18 protein-coding genes and 1 riboswitch are annotated in these 19259 nt (G+C 41.0%); of the genes, 5 read left to right on the top strand and 13 right to left on the bottom strand.

Going from position 1 to position 19259, the window contains the following annotated elements; genetic code table 11:
* Positions 1-109 precede the first annotated feature (109 nt).
* From ACE3JL_RS08360 to ACE3JL_RS08310, 11 genes are all read right to left on the bottom strand, one after another.
* Complete coding sequence (locus ACE3JL_RS08360; RefSeq protein ID WP_375329256.1) at positions 110-1024, bottom strand: DNA adenine methylase; 915 nt, start codon at positions 1022-1024, stop codon at positions 110-112.
* Positions 1025-1097: 73 nt separating this feature from the next.
* Positions 1098-1613 (bottom strand): alpha/beta hydrolase, encoded by a 516-nt coding sequence (locus ACE3JL_RS08355; RefSeq protein ID WP_271988938.1) that lies wholly within the window; start codon positions 1611-1613, stop codon positions 1098-1100.
* Positions 1614-1780: 167 nt separating this feature from the next.
* Positions 1781-2170, bottom strand: a complete 390-nt coding sequence (locus ACE3JL_RS08350; protein WP_008204498.1) for a hypothetical protein — start codon at positions 2168-2170, stop codon at positions 1781-1783.
* A 166-nt stretch (positions 2171-2336) separates the two neighbouring features.
* Positions 2337-3299, bottom strand: a complete 963-nt coding sequence (locus ACE3JL_RS08345) for an orange carotenoid-binding protein (RefSeq protein ID WP_002788671.1) — start codon at positions 3297-3299, stop codon at positions 2337-2339.
* A gap of 267 nt (positions 3300-3566) precedes the next feature.
* Positions 3567-4325, bottom strand: a complete 759-nt coding sequence (locus ACE3JL_RS08340; protein WP_052277856.1) for an ABC transporter ATP-binding protein — start codon at positions 4323-4325, stop codon at positions 3567-3569.
* Positions 4326-4395: 70 nt separating this feature from the next.
* Positions 4396-5211: an ABC transporter permease gene (locus tag ACE3JL_RS08335; protein ID WP_375329255.1), complete on the bottom strand. Its 816-nt coding sequence runs from the start codon at positions 5209-5211 to the stop codon at positions 4396-4398.
* 86 nt (positions 5212-5297) lie between these two features.
* Positions 5298-6338 (bottom strand): ABC transporter substrate-binding protein, encoded by a 1041-nt coding sequence (locus ACE3JL_RS08330; protein WP_375329254.1) that lies wholly within the window; start codon positions 6336-6338, stop codon positions 5298-5300.
* 63 nt (positions 6339-6401) lie between these two features.
* Positions 6402-7091 carry a hydrogenase nickel incorporation protein HypB gene (gene hypB, locus ACE3JL_RS08325; protein WP_271988935.1) on the bottom strand — a complete coding sequence of 230 codons (690 nt, stop codon included), beginning with the start codon at positions 7089-7091 and terminating at the stop codon, positions 6402-6404.
* A gap of 58 nt (positions 7092-7149) precedes the next feature.
* Positions 7150-7506, bottom strand: a complete 357-nt coding sequence (gene hypA / locus ACE3JL_RS08320; protein WP_375329253.1) for a hydrogenase maturation nickel metallochaperone HypA — start codon at positions 7504-7506, stop codon at positions 7150-7152.
* Positions 7507-7521: 15 nt separating this feature from the next.
* Positions 7522-7878 (bottom strand): hypothetical protein, encoded by a 357-nt coding sequence (locus ACE3JL_RS08315; RefSeq protein ID WP_271988934.1) that lies wholly within the window; start codon positions 7876-7878, stop codon positions 7522-7524.
* A gap of 51 nt (positions 7879-7929) precedes the next feature.
* Complete coding sequence (locus ACE3JL_RS08310; RefSeq protein WP_375329252.1) at positions 7930-9108, bottom strand: agmatinase family protein; 1179 nt, start codon at positions 9106-9108, stop codon at positions 7930-7932.
* Positions 9109-9176: 68 nt separating this feature from the next.
* Positions 9177-9310: riboswitch (guanidine-I (ykkC/yxkD leader) on the bottom strand.
* A gap of 320 nt (positions 9311-9630) precedes the next feature.
* Between ACE3JL_RS08310 and ACE3JL_RS08305 the strand changes: the two genes are divergently transcribed.
* Both ACE3JL_RS08305 and ACE3JL_RS08300 read left to right on the top strand, forming a co-directional pair.
* Entirely contained in the window at positions 9631-11052 is a 1422-nt protein-coding gene (locus ACE3JL_RS08305; protein ID WP_375329251.1) for a hypothetical protein, read from the top strand.
* Complete coding sequence (locus tag ACE3JL_RS08300; RefSeq protein ID WP_375329599.1) at positions 11021-13906, top strand: tetratricopeptide repeat protein; 2886 nt, start codon at positions 11021-11023, stop codon at positions 13904-13906. The genes ACE3JL_RS08305 and ACE3JL_RS08300 overlap by 32 nt, the downstream gene beginning before the upstream one ends.
* A gap of 153 nt (positions 13907-14059) precedes the next feature.
* Here the strand turns inward: ACE3JL_RS08300 and ACE3JL_RS08295 are convergent, their stop codons facing one another.
* A complete protein-coding gene (locus ACE3JL_RS08295) occupies positions 14060-15121 on the bottom strand; it encodes a DUF1611 domain-containing protein (RefSeq protein WP_271990447.1) in 1062 nt (353 codons plus the stop codon).
* On the bottom strand, positions 15114-16166 hold the full coding sequence (locus tag ACE3JL_RS08290) for a dipeptide epimerase (protein ID WP_375329250.1): 1053 nt from the start codon (positions 16164-16166) through the stop codon (positions 15114-15116). The genes ACE3JL_RS08295 and ACE3JL_RS08290 overlap by 8 nt, the downstream gene beginning before the upstream one ends.
* A gap of 207 nt (positions 16167-16373) precedes the next feature.
* Between ACE3JL_RS08290 and ACE3JL_RS08285 the strand changes: the two genes are divergently transcribed.
* The 3 genes from ACE3JL_RS08285 to ACE3JL_RS08275 all read left to right on the top strand — a co-directional run bounded on the left by ACE3JL_RS08285 (position 16374) and on the right by ACE3JL_RS08275 (position 19236).
* The gene (locus ACE3JL_RS08285; protein ID WP_375329249.1) at positions 16374-17537 is read left to right on the top strand and encodes an LptF/LptG family permease; all 1164 of its coding nucleotides are present in this window, start codon (positions 16374-16376) and stop codon (positions 17535-17537) included.
* Positions 17538-17597: 60 nt separating this feature from the next.
* Positions 17598-17765, top strand: a complete 168-nt coding sequence (locus tag ACE3JL_RS08280) for a hypothetical protein (protein WP_164502949.1) — start codon at positions 17598-17600, stop codon at positions 17763-17765.
* Positions 17766-17892: 127 nt separating this feature from the next.
* Positions 17893-19236 carry an adenylosuccinate synthase gene (locus tag ACE3JL_RS08275; protein WP_375329248.1) on the top strand — a complete coding sequence of 448 codons (1344 nt, stop codon included), beginning with the start codon at positions 17893-17895 and terminating at the stop codon, positions 19234-19236.
* Positions 19237-19259 lie beyond the last annotated feature (23 nt).

Below are 19259 nucleotides of genomic sequence, written 5' to 3'. Positions count from 1 at the left end.
TGCTAGTGTCCCTCGATCAATAAAAGAATTTTGGGAGCTTATCTGATGAAAATCGCTTTTTTTAGGGTTTATCTGATTGACCCCTCTTTTCTGTTAGGCTTAATTTTTGTTAATTATTGATCAGTAATTCCCAAATTTCTCCCCTATTATTGCCTTTAGAATTAATATTTCTTCGGGCTTTTATCCTTTGAATATTATAATCTTTATATAAATCATCAAAAAAATTATTGTCAGAGTCAAAGTTTTTAAGGTCGGAATTACTTAAAATAAATTTATAACCGGCCTGATCCACTCGATCGATAAATTGTTTTAATCGTATTTGCTCCTCATCGTTAAAATCTTCTTTAGTATAAGAGGTAAAAGCTGATGTTTTTTTAATCGGTTTATAGGGAGGATCAAAATAAAATAAAGTCTTGTTATTGGCATAATTTAGAGTTTGGACAAAATCTCCTTGTAGGATCGTCACTTTCTGTAAATGATAGTTGACAGCTAATAGGTTTTCTTCATTGCAGATCAACGGTTTGACATATTTTCCAAAGGGGACATTAAAAAGTCCTTTGCTATTGACTCTATAAAGTCCATTAAAACAAGTTTTATTGAGAAATAATAACAAAACTGTTTTTTCTAGACAGTCATCGCAGCTGCGAGAATTAAATTCTATTCTTTTATCTAAAAAAAACTTTTGTTGTTCCTCTAGATTTTTAAGTTCATAAAAATCCTGCTGAATTTGTTTAAGCTTGACTATTAATTCTCTGACATTATTTTTAATAACATTATAAGCCATGATTAAATCAGGATTAATGTCATTAATAATGACTTTTTGGACAGGAGAAAAATTATTTAAGACTGAGAATAAAACTGCCCCACCTCCGACAAAAGGTTCAATGTAGTTAAACTGACAATCCTGAGAAATCTGGGAATTAATCAAAGATAGAATATTAGGAACCAGTTGAGTTTTGCCTCCCGCCCACTTTAAAAAAGGTTTGGCGCTAACTGTTTTCCTTTCAGACAAAGAAGTAGTCATTATTATTACTAGATTATCCTAATCTATTCAATTTAGAGAGCAATTCATGAAAACCTGAAAGGCGGATTTAATATCAGAAAGGTAAACGGGGCATTTTTTTCAATACTGATTCAACTTGGTTGATTAAATCGAGCAGACGATTGCCATCCACATGAACCTCGCTGGTGGGATAATTAGCGAGGACTTCGATAATTTGAATCTCATTATCATTAAGTGCAGAAGTGACTAAGGCACTCCGTAAAGCTTGCCGACTAGCGGCCCGATTGGGGGTGTGGACAATTTCGGCGGCGTAATCTAGCAAACTTTCGCCAAAAAAACTATTAAGAAATTTGGAAAGAAAGACGGCATCCACCGCTACCCGACGATTAAGGATTTTACGAAATTCTTCGGGTTTTTGGTTAGCCATCTTTAATTGTGCCGCTAAAGCGGGAGCTAATTCGCCTGTTTCGCTCAATTGCTTTAATTCTGATACCGATACGGCCCCTTGGAAGATGTAGTATTTGATGATAGCTGATTCGGCGGCTGACAAAGACTGACAAACACCGAGAAAGATAGATATTCCTAGGGGAAGTAAAAGATTTTTGAACATAAACCAAAGGTGCAAAACAAGCGAAAAGCGGTCCGAATGATTGACTCATTCTAGCGGAATTGGTTGCCGCTTAGGAAAAACTTAAGACGGTGTTGATTATCTAGAGATGAATTTTTTAGTCACCTAACTAGGAGCAGAAAGCTGATAGCTTAATGCTAATCATTAATTTACATTCGCGAGAGAGCAGCGATTTTCGCTAGTTTATCTTTTTCCAAACCGTTGAGATCTTCTAGCTTTAACCATCCTTCCTTTAATAGTTGAGCAAAGACAAAAATTAGGGAAGTATAGCGATAGTCATATTTACCATCAATCTGATGTCGTCGGGCGCTTAGATAATCGTGCATTTGCCATATATCATCTAAAACCGTGATCTGACCAGACTGTTCTTTAATATGTTCTATTAAAGTGCTAGTTTCGCGCTGATACGCTTTTTGGAAAGCAGTTTGAGCAATTTCTTGTTCGGTATCTGACCAAATTATTTCACTCATAGGCATGATTTTAGTTTTAGGGATGATAATTTTGGATTTTTGAACTACCTCGACTCTTTTCGCCCACATCTGTAAGAATAATTGTTTAGTTATTCTTACCTAGATCGGAGAAGAAACCGGTGTATTTACCAATTTTTTTAAGTCAGCCTTTTAATTGTATAAAAAAAAGAGTTCACTTGACAAGGAACTCTAATAAGTTTCATCAGAATTTTTAATGATTTCTCTCAGTAGCTATTTAGCCACGGGCAAAGTTTAATAATTCTTTCGGAGAAGCTAATAAATCGATCGCTACGAAGAAAATTTTATTATCAGGAGTTAGGAGGAAGCGCCATGCCATATTCATACCCACACCTGCACCAAACCAAGGAGTTTGTACTTTTCCCGTCACTTTAATCTGAGTAAAACCGTCATCGGCGGGTTCTACTACACCGCGTTCGGGGATTAATTTCAAATTTTGGCATTCTTCCCGGAAAAAGCGATATACTGCCTCTTTACCGACGACGGGACGTTGGAAAGGTGGTTGCAGAGCGCCGTCAGGGGTGAATAATTCAATTAATACATCAAAGTCATTCGCGTTGAGGTTGTCCATATAGTTGAGGACGGTGGCATTGGTAACGCCTTCAATGCTAACTTTGGTCCGTTCGGCAATATTTTGGGGAGGAACCACGGGTTCGGAAATACGGTTATAATCGCCCAGTTTCTTGGGATCGTAGCCCATATCCACCACACAATTCCGCAGAACGGTGATTTGTTGTCCCGACTCTAATTTTTTAATCCCGTCTAAAACGGCACTGGCATTAGCAGATAGTTCATAACCCTTGGGAATTGGGGCAACACTGCCATTTTCCATCCATTGTCCTAATTGATACCAGAATCCCAGTTTGATATTAGCAGACCAAGTGCTGTAGGTGCGACAAACCGGGGTGTCAGCATGGTTAGCTAAGTCGCACATCACCTGCGATTGTTGCAAGGGTGACATCTGCCGAATTTCATTCATGGTTTTTTCGGCAAACACCATACTAGCAGCGCCGGGGGCGGCAACGGTGATGGTTTTGCCCATTTCTAGGTAGGCAAACCAAATCAAGGCTAGTTGATCTTCGGTATTCAGCTGATTAAAACGCGCAATCGTGGCGGGAACCACATCCGCTGATAGCGTGTTGGGGAAAATGCTCCGCGCTGATTCGATCGTAAACGGCATAGATTCACCTTGAAGTAAAGTTTTGTATCAATTTACTGCCATTCTATCATATTGGCGACCCAAGGCAGCACCGATGAAGAAACTTTCCCAAAAAAAGCTGTACTTTAGATCACACTTGCCCAGGATTATCACAAAATCTTAATGGTTGAACAACTGTTCCATCATTTATCTAGGGTTGGCGGCAGCAGCGATCGCTGTTTGAGGATAATTTTTGCTGCTCTAACTTATTTTCAATCCAGGAATACTCTTGATGCTCCCTAGTTTTTTCTAGGATTTCTCACCCCGTAGTAGGCCGTAAATTTGATCCGTATAGTCATAAAACTGAGATTGTCGTTTAATTTTATAATTACGATCTGCGGGTAAATTAATTGTTAATTCCCGTTGTATAGTCCCTGGCCTAGCACTCAAAACATAAATACGTTGCGCCAAAAAAACCGCTTCATCCACATCATGGGTAATCATTAAAATACTACACCTGATTTTTTGCCAAATTTCAATTAAATATTCGTGCATTCTTTCTTTGGTTTGTACATCTAAAGCGGCAAAGGGTTCGTCCATTAATAAGACTTTGGGATGACAGGCAAGAGAGCGGGCGATCGCCACCCGTTGTTTCATCCCACCCGATAGTTCTCTAGGATAAGCATTAGCGAATTGAGTTAAACCGACAATATCCAGATAATAACAGGCCACTTCCCAGCATTCTTTTGTCGATAATCCCTGTAGTTTTAAGCCAAATTCAACATTTTTTTGGATCGTCATCCAGGGATAGAGTGTATAATTTTGAAAAACCATGCCGCGATCGGCTCCTGGCCCTGTCACTTCAACACCATCAACGGTAATTTTGCCGGAAGTGGGCAGTTCTAAACCCGCAATCATTCGCAACAAAGTCGATTTTCCCGAACCAGAGGCCCCGACCGCACAGACAAATTCAGCACTGTCAACGTGTAAATTAATATCTTTCAGCGCGACCACAGCACCTCGTTTAGTGGTGAAAATTTTATTGAGTTGAGTAATTTCTAAGTGCATTAATATCCTTCTCTTATCATTAAAATAATTTTACGGGTGACATAATAAACTCTGTGCTTGAGTTTTTAGGTTAACGAGTAATTGACCATTTACAAGTCCAATGCAAAAACAAACGAAAACTTAAATCTAGAGCAAAGCCAATAATTCCAAGGACAATTAAACAGGCAAAAATTTCATCGGTTCTCAGAAATTTCTGAGCCAATAAAATGCGTTTGCCTAATCCATTATCCGCCGCTACCAATTCCGCTACCACTACCAAATTCCACGCCGCCGCCATATTAACGCGAAAAGTATCAATAATATTAGGAATAATATAGGGAGTAATCACTTTAAATAAAACCTGTTTTCGATTTCCGCCAAGGGTATAAGTTACTTCGATTAATTCCCGAGGAATGAACTTAACTGCATCCATAATCATCAAAGTATTAAAGAAAATTGTCCCGATAAAAATCAGCATTATCTTTGACGTTTCTCCAATACCCAAATAAATAACCAATAGCGGAATAAAAGCAGGAGCGGGCATATAACGGACAACGCCAATAATCGGTTCCATTAAACTACGAATACTCGGAAAAGTTCCCATTAAAATCCCCAGGGGAATAGCAAACAATCCTCCCAAAAAAAAGCCGCCAACTACTCGTAAAAAACTGGTAATAGTATCTTGAATTAAAAAGCCCTGTTCTGCTAATTTTCCTAAGGCCTGAATAACGGCTAAAGGAGAGGGTAAAAATACGGATTCAATGCCCGCAAAACTAGAGATTAGTAACCATAAAATAAGCGGGAAAATAATAGAGGAAACCATTAAAATCCACTTTAGAGATTCGGGAATATCCTCGGTAATCCGCCAAAAAGTGCTTTGAGGAAGCGTTTTAGGTGTTGTGGTCATGGAATTTTTAAAAGAAAAGAATAATTTTGACAGCCAATATCACCCAGTTATCAAACAATTATTGTAGCCAATGATCGAGGGACTAATTAGGATTTTTTGTCTTGATTTGCCAAGGCTTTGACAAATTGGGAATCTAGAATAGTTGTTAGATCGGGGACTTTTTTAATAAAGCCAACTTCCATCATAAAATCAGCCATTTTTTGAGCGGCAAAGGGCATATTTTTCATGGTTTTCCCCGGACTAAACGCTTCTAGGTTTTCTTCTAAAGTAAAAAACTTCGTTCCCTCTTTATATAGGACTAATTCTTCTGGACTAATGCCCGCACGCTTGGCCATAATCTCATCGGCTTTTTGGGGATTTTTAGCCATAAACTCTCGAACATCAAACCAGGTTTTGACAAGAGCCTGAACCTGTTCTGGTTTTTCTTTGATTAATTTGGCACTGACAACTAATAAATCAGGAATAGCACCGGGAAAAGCTTTAGAACTAATTAATTCTTTAGAACCTTTTCGTTTAAGGGCGGTTGACCAAAAGGGGGGGAAAGCAGCAACTGCATCCACTTTTCCCGATGCAAAAGCGGCGGCAGCAGCCCCTGTTTCCATGGGAACAATTTGCACATCTTTACGGCTCATCCCTTCTTTTTCTAGGGCTAAACTGAGGAGAAAATCACCGACAACCCCTTCTTCAACAGCAACTTTTTTGCCTTTTAAATCTTGAATCGTTTTAATCTCTTCTGTGACAATAATTTTATCATTTCCTGACGAGTTATCATTGACTAAAACAGCAACTTGACCATTGACTGCATCTCCTGCAAAAGCGATGGTATCGTTGAGAGTTTGACTATTTCCATCTAATTGTCCGGCAGCTAAAGCTTGCAAGGATTCAAGATAACCATCAAACCATTTCATTTGAACATTAGCCCCATTTTTAGCAAATAATCCCTCTTCTTCAGCGATCGCCCATGGCCACCAACCGGCCCAGTTACTATAACCAATGACAATGGGGGCAGTATTATTTAGAGAACTACTTGCATTGGGGGTTTGCTGAGGAGCTTGATTACAACTAATGGTTAGGAGTAAGCTACTAAAAAAAACGAGAGGTAAGGAGAAAAAATTGCGCCGTTTCATAGGTAATAGCCTTTAGAGATTACAGCTAGTAAAACAGAAATAAATCTCAAAAACTGTTACTGATTAACAATTCAAAAACTTCGGCCTATGGACTTGGCTTTTTAGCCAATTTAACCACTCTTCTAAACCTTCTCCTGTTTGAGCAGAAAGAGCAATAATGGTTACATCAGGATTCATAGAACGAACATTTGCTTCTAAACGTTGTAAATCAATCTCTAAATAAGGAGCCAAATCTAATTTAGTAATAATCAGACAATCCGCTTCTTGAAACATAATTGGATATTTGAGGGGTTTATCTTCTCCTTCCGTAATACTTAATAGAGCAACTTTAGCGTGTTCCCCTACCTCAAATTCGGCGGGACAAACTAAATTTCCCACATTTTCCACCAACAATAAATCAAACTCTTTCGGGTTATAATCTTCTTTAAAACGATGGATTCCCCCAGCTACCATTTTGGAATCTAAGTGACAGGAGCGACCTGTATTAATGGCAATCACGGGAACTCCGTATTGTCTCAGGCGCTCTGCATCTAGTTCTGTAGTCATATCGCCTTCAATAACAGCCATTTTTAATTGATCTTTTAAGGTGGCGAGGGTTTTTTCCAATAATACAGTTTTACCCGCACCAGGACTACTCATCAAGTTTAAACAGGTAATGCCCCACTCGTCAAAATGTTCCCGGTTGTGATCGGCTCCTGCTTGATTGGCATGAAGTAGATTAATTTCTAGGGCTGCGTCAAAAGTTTGGTGCATTTTAGTTGAGAATGAATAATTGATCATCGAAATTTTATCAGCGATCGCCCAACTTTTTTTAAGAAACTAAAGAATATTCAATGTGGTCAATTTTTAACTCTCGACCTGAACGAATATCCTCCATCGGCGATCGACAAGTTGGGCAGGAATATTGCTGGCCAATTTGGGGGTTATAATCCTTTTGACAGCAATGACAATAAGCAATTAGGGGAATATTTTTAATTGCTAATTCCACACCAGCAAGAAAAGTATTAGCAGTGTGAACTTCAAAGGCAAATTGTAAACTGACCGGTTCGACACAGGTAAATTCACCAACCATGAGATGAATTTTTTCAATTTTGAGCTTTTCAGGTTGGCTATCATACCAATCTCGAACTGTCATAATTAACGCCTTAGTCATATCAGTTTCGTGCATAATGTGCTGAAGTGGCTACTTCTTTTCTACTCTCTCTAGGTGCATTTTTTGGGCAATTTCGGTCGTTAACTTTCCTTTGTTGTCAGCGTTTAAAGAACAAATTAAAATAGTTAATCCGTCTAAATTTTCATCAGTCATCCAATCCATTAAAAATCCAAGATAATTCCGAACACTTTTTTCGGCTTGTTTGCGACTTTTCCAGACACGCGCCATTGACAAGTCATTAGTAATACCAGCGAAAGGTTCATCTGATTCCTCTTGATCAAGATAGGGCAAAGCATTTTCAGCAGCAGCATAAATTTTAGGATCAGATACTAGAGTTAAAACGTAACCTAACCTTTTGTTAATGGGAGTTCCAAATCCTTTAGCCATCGGTGTTTCCTCGCAAATGTGTTACCTCTCTAATTATTGATGCTTTTGTCCTTAAATCCAAGGTTCATCAACCTCCATATTAACTTCAGGATGAATATAATAGGGCTTTTCTTTACGCGGTAATTGACCTGAAATAACCAGATGAGCCATGGCATCACAAATAACACGCGTAGCCATTAAAGAAGTCATATCACTAATATCGTAGGGAGGGGAAACTTCCACCACTTCCATACCACAAATGGGAGCTTTTTGGATAATTTTACCTAATAAAGCTAAGGCTTCACGGGGTAATAAACCGCCCGGTTCCGGCCAACCTGTACCGGGGACAAAACCGGCATCAATGCAATCAATATCGAAACTAATCCAAACGCAATCCGTACCATCTAAAGCTCGTTCTAAGGCAAATTCGGCGGCAGCATCAATGCCTCGTTCTACAATGTCGGTGACGGTCAAAATATTAGTGGCACGCTCGCGGCAAACTTTAACACCTTGACGGGGAACTTGCCAACCACCAATCCCTAATTGGACGAGATTTTTAGCAGGAGCATTTTTCATATTGGTGGCATGAAACCAGGGGCAAGTGTGCATCCGTTCATCTAAATCTGTTTCCTGGGTATCCACATGGCGATCAAAGTGAATAATACCGACTTTTTTATCCCCTAAATGCCGACAAATACCCCGCACTGTCGGAAAACCAATGGAATGATCACCCCCTAAAATAATCGGCAAGGCACCAGAACTAAAGACATGGGCAACCCCTTTAGAGATTTGATCAAAGGACTTTTCATTATTAGCAGGAATGGTGAAAATATCCCCTAAATCACAGAGCGTAATTTGTTCGCGCAGATCTACCCCTAATTCAAAATTGTAGGGCGTATAAAGGGCCGAAATCCGCCGAATTCCCTGGGGTCCAAAACGAGTTCCGGGTCGGTAAGTTGTCCCCGAATCATGGGGAACACCGACGATTGCCACGTCATAATTGCCCACATTCCGCACATCTTCCAAATAGGGGGCCTTCATAAAGGTGTTAATTCCCGCATAGTGGGGTAACTCACCCCTGGAAAAGGTGGGAATACTGCGATCGCGAATACTATCGGCCGCCTCTAAACCGTAGGTTAACCCCTGGGAAACTTCCTGTTGCCAACCAGTTAGGGGCAAATGGCGTTCTTTTTCTAGGGCCTGTTGAGCTTCGGTTAAATGCGGGGGTTGAAAAGTAGATTCCTCGGACATCATTTCACCTCAAAATACAACAACCCGGGAGTCTTCAACGATACTGCCTCAAAACAGTTATCCTTAAAGTCTCCCGGGCTTTTATCCCGCCGTGTAGCCAGCTTAGACGGAAAAATTTTTGATCCGCTCATTTAAGACTAGCTTGCTTCTCTCGGACCTGACATTTAAAGAAGTTTAAATCGGAACCCTAGAAGCAATTTCTCTGACCTTAGACGATCTCAATCCCAAAAACAGTATCACAGACTACAAAAAAAGGGATTTTTCCCGCTTAGATATGGTTTGCTTAATAATTAGGTGGGTATTAAAAACTTTCAGATGCCCCCCTTATTAAGCGGGGATTAAAGGGGGGACTAAGGGGGGATCGGCACCCTCCTTATCAAGGGGGATCCCCCCGCCTTCGGCTTCCCCCCTTATCAAGGGGGGCTAGGGGGGATCGAACCTAAAATCCATTTTTAATTTAATTATAACCAGCCAACCCTATATAATAAAAAGTATCTCCAGAGAATGATTTTTCCTGTCTCTATGCAACACCCCTCTCTGACTCGCTTTGAACCTGCGACTACTCTTGATGAAATCTATTTAACTATATCTCCTGAACCCCTATTAACTCAGAAGGAAATAGATGCTTTTTATCGAGAAGAAATGAATAAAGTGAGAGGGGAAGATAAAATTCAGCGTCTAAAATTAGGGTTAAAACGGGTCATAGATACGCAACAATATTACAAAGCCTGTTTAATGGGACACACGGGGGTAGGCAAATCGACAGAATTAACTCGTTTAATTAATGATCATGAGATTAAACAGCATTTTGAACCCCTGCGATTTAGTGTTTTAAGTGAACTCGATGCGATTAATTTCAGTCCCCTTGATGTGTTTCTCTTTATGGTGGTGGAAATTGTTGAGAAAACCGCTAAAATTTCTCGACAACCCAGTGATGAAAATTTACAAAAGCTTTGGGATTGGTTTAGTTCTGAAGAATTTACCCGTAAGGAAACCAGAGAAAGTCAAATCAAAACGGAAGCAGGAGCGGGAGTAAAGGAAGATTCTTTCTGGAATAAAATTCTCGGACTTTTTGCCTCTCTCAAGGGAGAATTCCGGTTTGCTTCCTCGCGAGAGAAAAAAGTTGTTGAATACCGTCTTTCCCGTTCCAGAGATTTAATTAATATTGCTAATCAACTCCTGAAAGAATGTGATCAGAACTTACAGGAAACTATGCAGAGAAGCTGGTTAATTATTGGAGAGGACTTCGATAAAGCTGGTGTTTCACAAGAAGCGGTCAGGGATTTATTTTTAAACTATTCTAACATTTTCAAAGATTTAGACATTCACATTATTTTTAATATTCCGATTGGATTATATAATTCATCTCCCGGGATTAACCTCACTTTTGACCATAATCTCCTGATTCCCGATACTCCAGTTTTTTGCCAAAAAGATCATACTCCTAACCAAAAAGGACGGGAAGCAGTGAGAAAAGTTTTAGAAGCAAGAGTTAAATCTAATTTATTTGAAGATGGACAAATAGAGCGGGTTATTATTGCCTCTGGTGGCAATATCAGAGATTTATTTTATTTAGTTAGAGAAGCTTCTGATGAGGCAATTCTCAATCAACAAAATCTGATCATGTCTAGTCATATTAGCAGGGCAATTCGCAGTTTAAGAACAGAATATGAAAGACGTTTAGGCCAAAATCCTTATGATACCGATCATGTTAGTTATGGGGATAAGGTATTATTGTTAAAACGAATTTATGATGCTAATCCAGAAGCACAAATTCCCAATGAGATATTATACGCTTTATTAAATGATCGTGCGATTCAAGAAGTAGATGGAGACGGGGAAAGATGCTTTATGGTGCATCCCCTTGTGGTTGATATTTTAAATGCTCAAGGTCATATTCCTACTGCTCCCGATGGAGGTGTCCCCGGTGGTACATCAAGTTAATCAAACTAATCAATCGGAGTTAGAACCGGGTACTATTTCCCATACGGCAGCTCGTTTGCTATTGTGGGGACGAAGACCATCTAGAGGTTTAGCTAGGGTGGAATTTTATGATGAGTTTTCCCGTCAGCAAGTAGTTAGAGAATTAGAGAATAAACTGCAAGAACAAGGCATTATTTTTTATAAAATTGTCTTACCAAGATGGGAAAAACCCTCTTTTGTCTTGAACTTCTTGTTAACACAATTGGCAGAATTGGAGTCGGGAGTAGTATCAATTACTGGTTTTGAAACCGCTTTTTCTGATGCTTTCCTAGTAGATGCCTTGCAATTAATTAATTTCAATCGAGAAAATTTAGCTTGCTTTAATCTCCGACAAATTTGGTGGATGAATCATGATTTTACTAACAAAGTTATTCGATTTATGCCAGATTTAAATTCTTGGTTTTTCTTGCGATTATTTTTAACAGAAAATTCAACCCAATCTACCAACTATAATCAGCTATTTACCGATAAAAATACCGTTCATGATCCCTATAATTTACCAGGAACAGCAGTTAACTTTGTTGGTAGAGAACAGGAATTATCCCGGATTAATCAAGCTTTTCAGCAATCTTCCCCAATTGTTTTAAGTGGGATGGGAGGTTCGGGAAAAACTGAATTAGCTTTACAGTATGCTTGGCAACATAAAGGGGATTATCCTGCGGGTATTTGTTGGATAAATGTCCTTAACAGTGACCCCGGTTTGGCTATTTTATTTTTTGCCAGAGAATACCTGGGTTTAAACATCCCCAATAAGGGAACCTTAAGTGAACGAGTGCGTTACTGTTGGCAAAATTGGCCCGAGGGAAATGCTTTAATTATTTTTGATGATGTGCGTGACTACGACCAAATTAAATCTTATCTACCACCGGGAAAAGAATCTCGTTTTCGGGTTTTAATTACCACTCGTTTTAGTTACTTAGGGGTATCGCTATCAACGATAAACTTAGATGTTCTCACAGCAGCGCAAGCTTTAGATTTACTGCAAACCTACTTAGGAAAAGAACGTCTAACCGCGGAGTTAGAGGCAGCCAAACAACTTTGTCAGTGTTTAGGATATTTGCCTCTAGGATTACAATTACTAGGCAGTTTTCTGAGACAAGCAACCACTGAAACTTTAGCCAATATCAAGGAAAAATTCCCCAAAAAAGGCTTAAAATATCTCAACTCTGATAAGGAGGAAGTCCGCAGTATTAAAACAATTCTGTATCTCAGTTGGCAACTGTTAGAAACAGAAAAACAAAAATTAGCTCTTTATCTCAGTTTATTTGCTTCGGCACCTTTTCCCAAGCACTTAATCATCAGTTTATTTTCTGATGAAGCTAAAGACGAGATAGAAAAATGGTTAACCGATAGCTTGGTTAAGCTTAATTTGCTGAAATCTTTAGGCAATGAATGGTATCAACTGCATCCCCTCATCCGTCTTTATCTACGGGAAAAATTAGAAGGTTCCGAGACAGCCAATACCGCAAAAAGTCGTTATTGTACGGTGATGACAGATACATCGAGAACAGTCCCCGAAACTCCCACTCTAGATATTATTCAAAATCTGACTCCCTTAATTCCCCATATTGAACAAGCTGTCAGGGAATATCCCCAATATATCGCTGATGAGGATTTAGTTTCGTCCTATACGGGTTTAGCTCGTTATTATAAAGGACAAGGATTGTATGCTATTGCTGAACCTTACTATCAAGCTTGTTTAACCGCAACTCGAACCCGCTTAGGAGAAAATCATCTCGATGTGGCAACTTCCCTCAACAATTTAGCAGCATTGTACGATTCCCAAGGTAGATACTCAGAAGCGGAACCTCTCTATCTAGAAGCTTTAGATTTGAAAAAACGACTCTTAGGAGACAATCATCCCTCTGTGGCAACTTCCCTCAACAATTTAGCAGGATTGTACGATTCCCAAGGCAGGTACACAGAAGCGGAACCTCTCTTTCTAGAAGCTTTAGATTTGACAAAACGACTCTTAGGAGACAATCATCCCTCTGTGGCAACTTCCCTCAACAATTTAGCATACTTGTACGAATCCCAAGGCAGGTACACAGAAGCGGAACCTCTCTTTCTAGAAGCTTTAGATTTGACAAAACGACTCTTAGGAGACAATCATCCCTCTGTGGCAACTTCCCTCAACAATTTAGCATACTTGTACGAATCCCAAGGCAGGTACACAGAAGCGGAACCTCTCTATCTAGAAGCATTAGATTTGTTAAAACGACTCTTAGGAGACAATCATCCCCATGTGGCAAGTTCCCTCAACAATTTAGCACACTTGTACGAATCCCAAGGCAGGTACACAGAAGCAGAACCTCTCCTTCTAGAAGCATTAGATTTGAGAAAACGACTCTTAGGAGACAATCATCCCGATGTGGCAACTTCCCTCAACAATTTAGCAGCATTGTACAAATCCCAAGGCAGGTACACAGAAGCAGAACCTCTCCTTCTAGAAGCATTAGATTTGAGAAAACGACTCTTAGGAGACAATCATCCCGATGTGGCAACTTCCCTCAACAATTTAGCAGGATTGTACTGTTCCCAAGGCAGGTACACAGAAGCGGAACCTCTCTATCTAGAAGCATTAGATTTGTATAAACGACTCTTAGGAGACAATCATCCCTCTGTGGCAACTTCCCTCAACAATTTAGCATACTTGTACGATTCCCAAGGCAGGTACACAGAAGCGGAACCTCTCTATCTAGAAGCGATTAATATTGCTACCCAAGTATTAGGGGAAAATCATCCCCATACCCAAACAATTATGGAGAACTATAAAACTATGTTGTCGCAACTCCGGCAAGCAGAATTAAGATGAGTTAGAGTTTAAATGCTTGGGAAAATAGGGTTTGTAGGCGCACGGATTTTCCATTATGAATATAATATCATGTCAAGAGGCTTTTGTCAAGAGAAAATTTAACAACATCCAGATTTAGTCGTAACCCATCACCTATCATTGACTATGATTGAATTAATCACTGATTACTGATAACTGATCACTGATCACTGATAATAACCCTTGACCGCCAAAACGGACAACATCGGTACAAAATAACCCCGTTTCCTCCTGCACAGTTTCTATAGCTTTAACTGCCGCCTGCGGACTAAGATGAAAAGTATTTAAACTAATCCCTTTTACCTTCACCTCCCCGAAACTTCCCCCAGCACTGGCAGTCATTTCGTAGAGTTTAATCACTTCCGTTAGGGGAGGGATGAGAATATCGGGTAAATCTTTGATATGAATTTGTCCGGCACGATGGACGAGAATTAACCCCGTTGGTTGAGTGCCACGCATTAAGGGTAAGGTAGCGGTGGAGCCAGGGTGTAAAAGGGAGCCTTGACCCTCAATAAACAGAATATCATTATTTTCTGCCGATTCTAACACCAAAGCCTCGATCGCACCAGCAGCATAATCGACGCGCACCGCATCCAAGGGTACACCTTTTCCCGCGATCATAATTCCCCCCTGTCCAGTGGCTAAAAATTGCGATTTTAGCCCTTTTTCTCGGGCAAATCGGTGTAATTCGATGCTAGTGGACATTTTGCCCACACTCATATCCGTGCCTACCGTTAGAATACGCTGACAGGTTAAATTTTTCGCCCGCGCTTGCCCAATTTTTAAGTCTTGGGGTTCCAGACGGATATCCCAAATCCATTGATCCGGTTTAAGCTGAGAAAAAAGGGGTTTTAGGGGTGTATGGAGACCATTAACGAGGGATAACCCTGCTTTTACCGCCTCTTTGATTTCTTCTAGCCAATGGGGTGGTAAAATGCCTCCTGAGGGTGCGATACCAATTAACAGGGTATCGGGATGATAGGTTAGAGCTTCCCTAACAGTAGCAACAATCGGCAAGGGGCGATCGATTCCGGCCACTTCTTTTAAGGTACTGCCAGCGCTTTCTGCGTCAATAATCGCCACTACCTGCGCTTTCCCGTAACGCAGATAACTTAATCCGGTTTTGCCGCGAGTTCCTTTGATTCCTTCGTGGAGGAGAATCGCTACTTTCTTGTCAGGAGTCAAATAATTAGTCATCTTCTGTCCGTAAACTAACACCCAAACCGGGCAAATTATTTGTTTGTAAATGTCCCCTTTCCAAGCTTAAACCCGTAAAGGGATCATCGCGTAAATTTAAATGACTATCTAGGTCAAGATAGTTGACAAGCGGGCCAAGATGTGCTAGGGCAGTATTGGCTAAACTGCTATCAGAGTAACATCCGAACATAATTTGCAGTCGGCAAGCTTGGGCAATATGAATCATTCTCTGCACTTCGGCTAATCCACCGGCTTTCATTAGTTTAATATTAATGCCGTGGACTCGATCGGCCAGTTTCGGGATATCTTGACTAGAAAAACAGCTTTCATCGACGAAGATAGGTAGGGGCGATTTTTGGTATAAATCGATTAAATCTCGTTCTTGTCCCGCGGATAGGGGTTGTTCCACATAAATAACGCCTTTTTCCTCTAACCATTGGCACATTTTCACCGCATCGCTCAATTTCCAACCACCATTAGCATCGACAGTTAGGGGCAAATGGGGGACAATTTCTTTAATAGCCAGAATTATAGCTCGATCGGCTTCTATACCGTCTGGTGAGCCTAATTTGACCTTTAATAAGCTAAAATCGCCGATTTCTAGCCAATCTAACACCCTCTTCCCCACATTTTCTGGAGAATTTAAACCGATAGTAACAGAAACCGGCGGAATTAAAGAGCGATCGAGTCCAAAAATTTGCCAGAGAGGTAAATTAGCTTTTTTGCCTAACCAGTCGTGCAGCGCCGTGTCAATAGCGGCACGAGTAGGCGAAGATATCTGATTTTGCCATAAAATTTTCTCAATTTCTTGGCGTTGACAGGGGTGAAAAGATTGTAAAATAGGAGCGATCGAGTTTAATTCTTGCAGAATTTTATCGGGTTTTTTCTCCTCGCTGGTAATATCAAAAGGGGATGCCTCTCCCCACCCTTCGATATTTTCCTCGCTAATTTGCAGCCATATATTAGTATTTTTACTGGTAGTGCCGCGACTAATCGTTAAAGGTACTCGTTTATGAATAGTAAAAGTTTGCCAGTTTAGCAGCATAATTCACCTGGGGATGATCGGGGAATAGGAACAGAAAAATTATCTACACTTACCCAAATCCTTACTTCTGTCCACTCTCCCCGCAATCATACAACTTCCGGCGGTGTTTTTCGTCAAAGACAAAATATGATAGGCTAACCGAAGGGATAGGCAAGACGGCTGCGGGTTAGGAAATGGGATGAAAGAGGAGTGAGTTAACCAAAATCAATGATTAAGAAAAAGATTTCTTACTGGGTAAATGGAGGCATTGCCCTCATTGATCGCTATCTGATCAGCCAACTACTACCGCCATTTTTATTTAGTGTTGGTTTATTTGCCTCTTTGGGAGTAGCGATCGGCAATCTTTCCGATTTAGCTAATCAGGTAGTTGATGCTAATCTACCCCTTGTCTCGGCCCTAGAAATTCTCCTGTTAAAAGTGCCAGAATTTGTTACTTATTCCCTGCCAGTTTCTCTTTTACTGGCCACTTTAATCACCTACGGACGTTTAAGTAGTGATAGCGAAACCGTTGCCCTGCAAAGCTGTGGAGTCACTCTTTACCGTCTTTTTATACCGACTTTTTGCCTGAGTTTAATAGTTACAGGTGTGACATTTTTATTAAACGAATATGTGGTTCCCAATGCTAATTATCGAGCCACAGAAATTTTAGTACAGAAAATTAATAAAGAAGCAAGTTTTTGGAAAAACAAAGACTTTTATTATCCCGATTATGAAATAAAAACCCTCGAAAACGGTACGATTAATCGCAATTTAAGAAGTTTATTTTATGCCGAACAATTTGACGGAGAAAAAATGAAAACTGTCACCGTTATCCGTTGGCTAAAACAAGAATTAAATCAAATTATTATCGCCGATTCGGCCCGTTGGAATGCCGTCGATAACGTCTGGGACTTTTTTAACGGCATTATCTATGAATTAACCCCCCCTAACGCCTCCTATAGCCAAGTTATCCCCTTTAAAACCGAAAAAATCGCTTTATCTCGCTCTGCTTTCGATTTTGCTCGTCAAAGCCGCGATCCCTACGAGATGAACATACCACAGGCGATCGAATATGTGCAACTGCTCAAACTCAGTGGCGATGATAAGAGAGTCAGGTTTTTTCAAGTGCGAATCCAGCAAAAAATCGCCTTTCCCTTTGTCTGTATCGTCTTTGCTACTATCGGCTGTGCCTTGGGTTCTCTACCGCAAAGAATTAGTCGGGGAACCAGTTTCGGTCTCAGTGTCGCCATTGTTTTCCTCTACTATCTTTTAAACTTCCTTGTCGGCAGCTTGGGACTAACCGCCACCCTTTCCCCCTTCCTAGCTGCTTGGCTGCCTAACTTTTTCGGTTTTGGTTTAGGTCTGTGGTTATTATGGCGACTTAACGGTTAGACTTTTTTGAAAATTTTCGTCAAGATAGAAGACGTAGAGTTATAGCAGGCCTCTTAGTCTATGTTTCCCTTTTTCTTCAACACTTGTGGCAGCACTTCCCGCCAAGAATGTCAAGAGCGTAAATTAACATTCCTCAAATGGATGCGCGATGACCTCGAAACCCGTCTAGCGGGATTAAATGCCGCTATCGAAACTATCGAGCGTCAAATGAGCCGGGAAGGTCAATAAACCCTGAAAATAGGCGAGTTTTCCCCTCGCCTTCTCCCCACAATTAGCTAAGAGAGATAACTTGACAGTTGTATTCGCCAAGAGGGATAATAGGAGTTTGTGTGAACTTTAGCTAGACTAAAATACCTTGGCTAACGTTATTGTAATCGGCGCTCAGTGGGGCGACGAAGGAAAAGGAAAAATCACGGATCTGCTGAGTCGATCGGCGGATGTGGTGGTGCGTTCTCAAGGTGGCGTAAATGCGGGTCATACCGTCGTCGTCGAGGGTCAAACGTTCAAACTCCATCTAATTCCCTCTGGGATTCTCTACCCGGATACGGAATGTATAATCGGCTCAGGAACAGTCATAGATCCCTCGGTGTTACTCAAAGAGATGGCGCAATTACACGCCCTCAATGTTACCACCGACAATCTCTATATCTCGCAAACGGCTCATGTCACTATGCCCTATCATCGGCTGCTCGATCAAGCATCCGAGGAAAAACGGGGTAAATATAAAATCGGCACCACGGGACGGGGTATCGGCCCCACCTATGCCGACAAATCCGAGCGCATCGGTATTCGAGTCATCGACTTGATCAATACCGAGAATCTGCGGCAAAAACTAGAATGGACGATTAATTATAAAAACGTCATTTTAGAAAAGTTATATAACTTACCGCCTTTAGATGCGAAGACGGTGATCGAGGAATATCTAGAATATGCCGAGAAACTGCGTCCCCATGTGGTCGATAGTTCCCTAAAAATCTACGAAGCCATCCGCAAGCGTAAGAATATTCTTTTTGAAGGGGCCCAAGGCACCCTACTCGACCTCGATCACGGAACCTATCCCTATGTTACCTCCTCCAATCCGATCGCTGGGGGTGCTTGTGTGGGTTCTGGCATTGGTCCGACGGTAATCGATCGAGTGATCGGTGTGGCCAAAGCTTACACCACTAGGGTAGGTGAAGGTCCATTTCCGACGGAATTAGAGGGGGAGATCGAGCAGTTATTATGCGATCGTGGGGCGGAATTCGGGACCACCACTGGCCGTCGTCGTCGCTGCGGTTGGTTTGATGCGGTGATCGGTCGTTACGCAGTGCGAATCAATGGGTTAGACTGTCTAGCGATCACCAAATTAGATGTTCTCGATACCCTAGAGGAAATCAAAGTCTGTGTTGCCTACGAATTGGACGGCCAAACCTGTCGCCATTTACCCAGTAGCGCCGGGGAATTCGCCCGTTGTCAACCGATTTACCGAACGATGCCGGGGTGGCAACAACCCACCAGCGATTGTCGGAGTCTGGAAGACCTGCCTAAACAGGCCCTCGATTATCTAAAATTCCTAGGGGCGATCATGGAAGTACCGATCGCTATTATCTCCCTAGGAGCTAGTCGCGACCAAACTATTATCGTTGAAGACCCCATTCACGGGCCAAAACGCGCTCTTTTAGACGAAAATGGCTCACCTTGGGATAATCACGAATTTTAAATCATTGCCAAAGAGGATTAGTC

The sequence above is a fragment of the Microcystis sp. BLCC-F210 genome (genome assembly GCF_042134685.1).
Lineage (GTDB): Bacteria > Cyanobacteriota > Cyanobacteriia > Cyanobacteriales > Microcystaceae > Microcystis > Microcystis aeruginosa_D.
The sequence above is the reverse complement of the archived record's forward strand: the minus strand, read 5'-3'. Positions and strand labels throughout refer to the sequence as shown.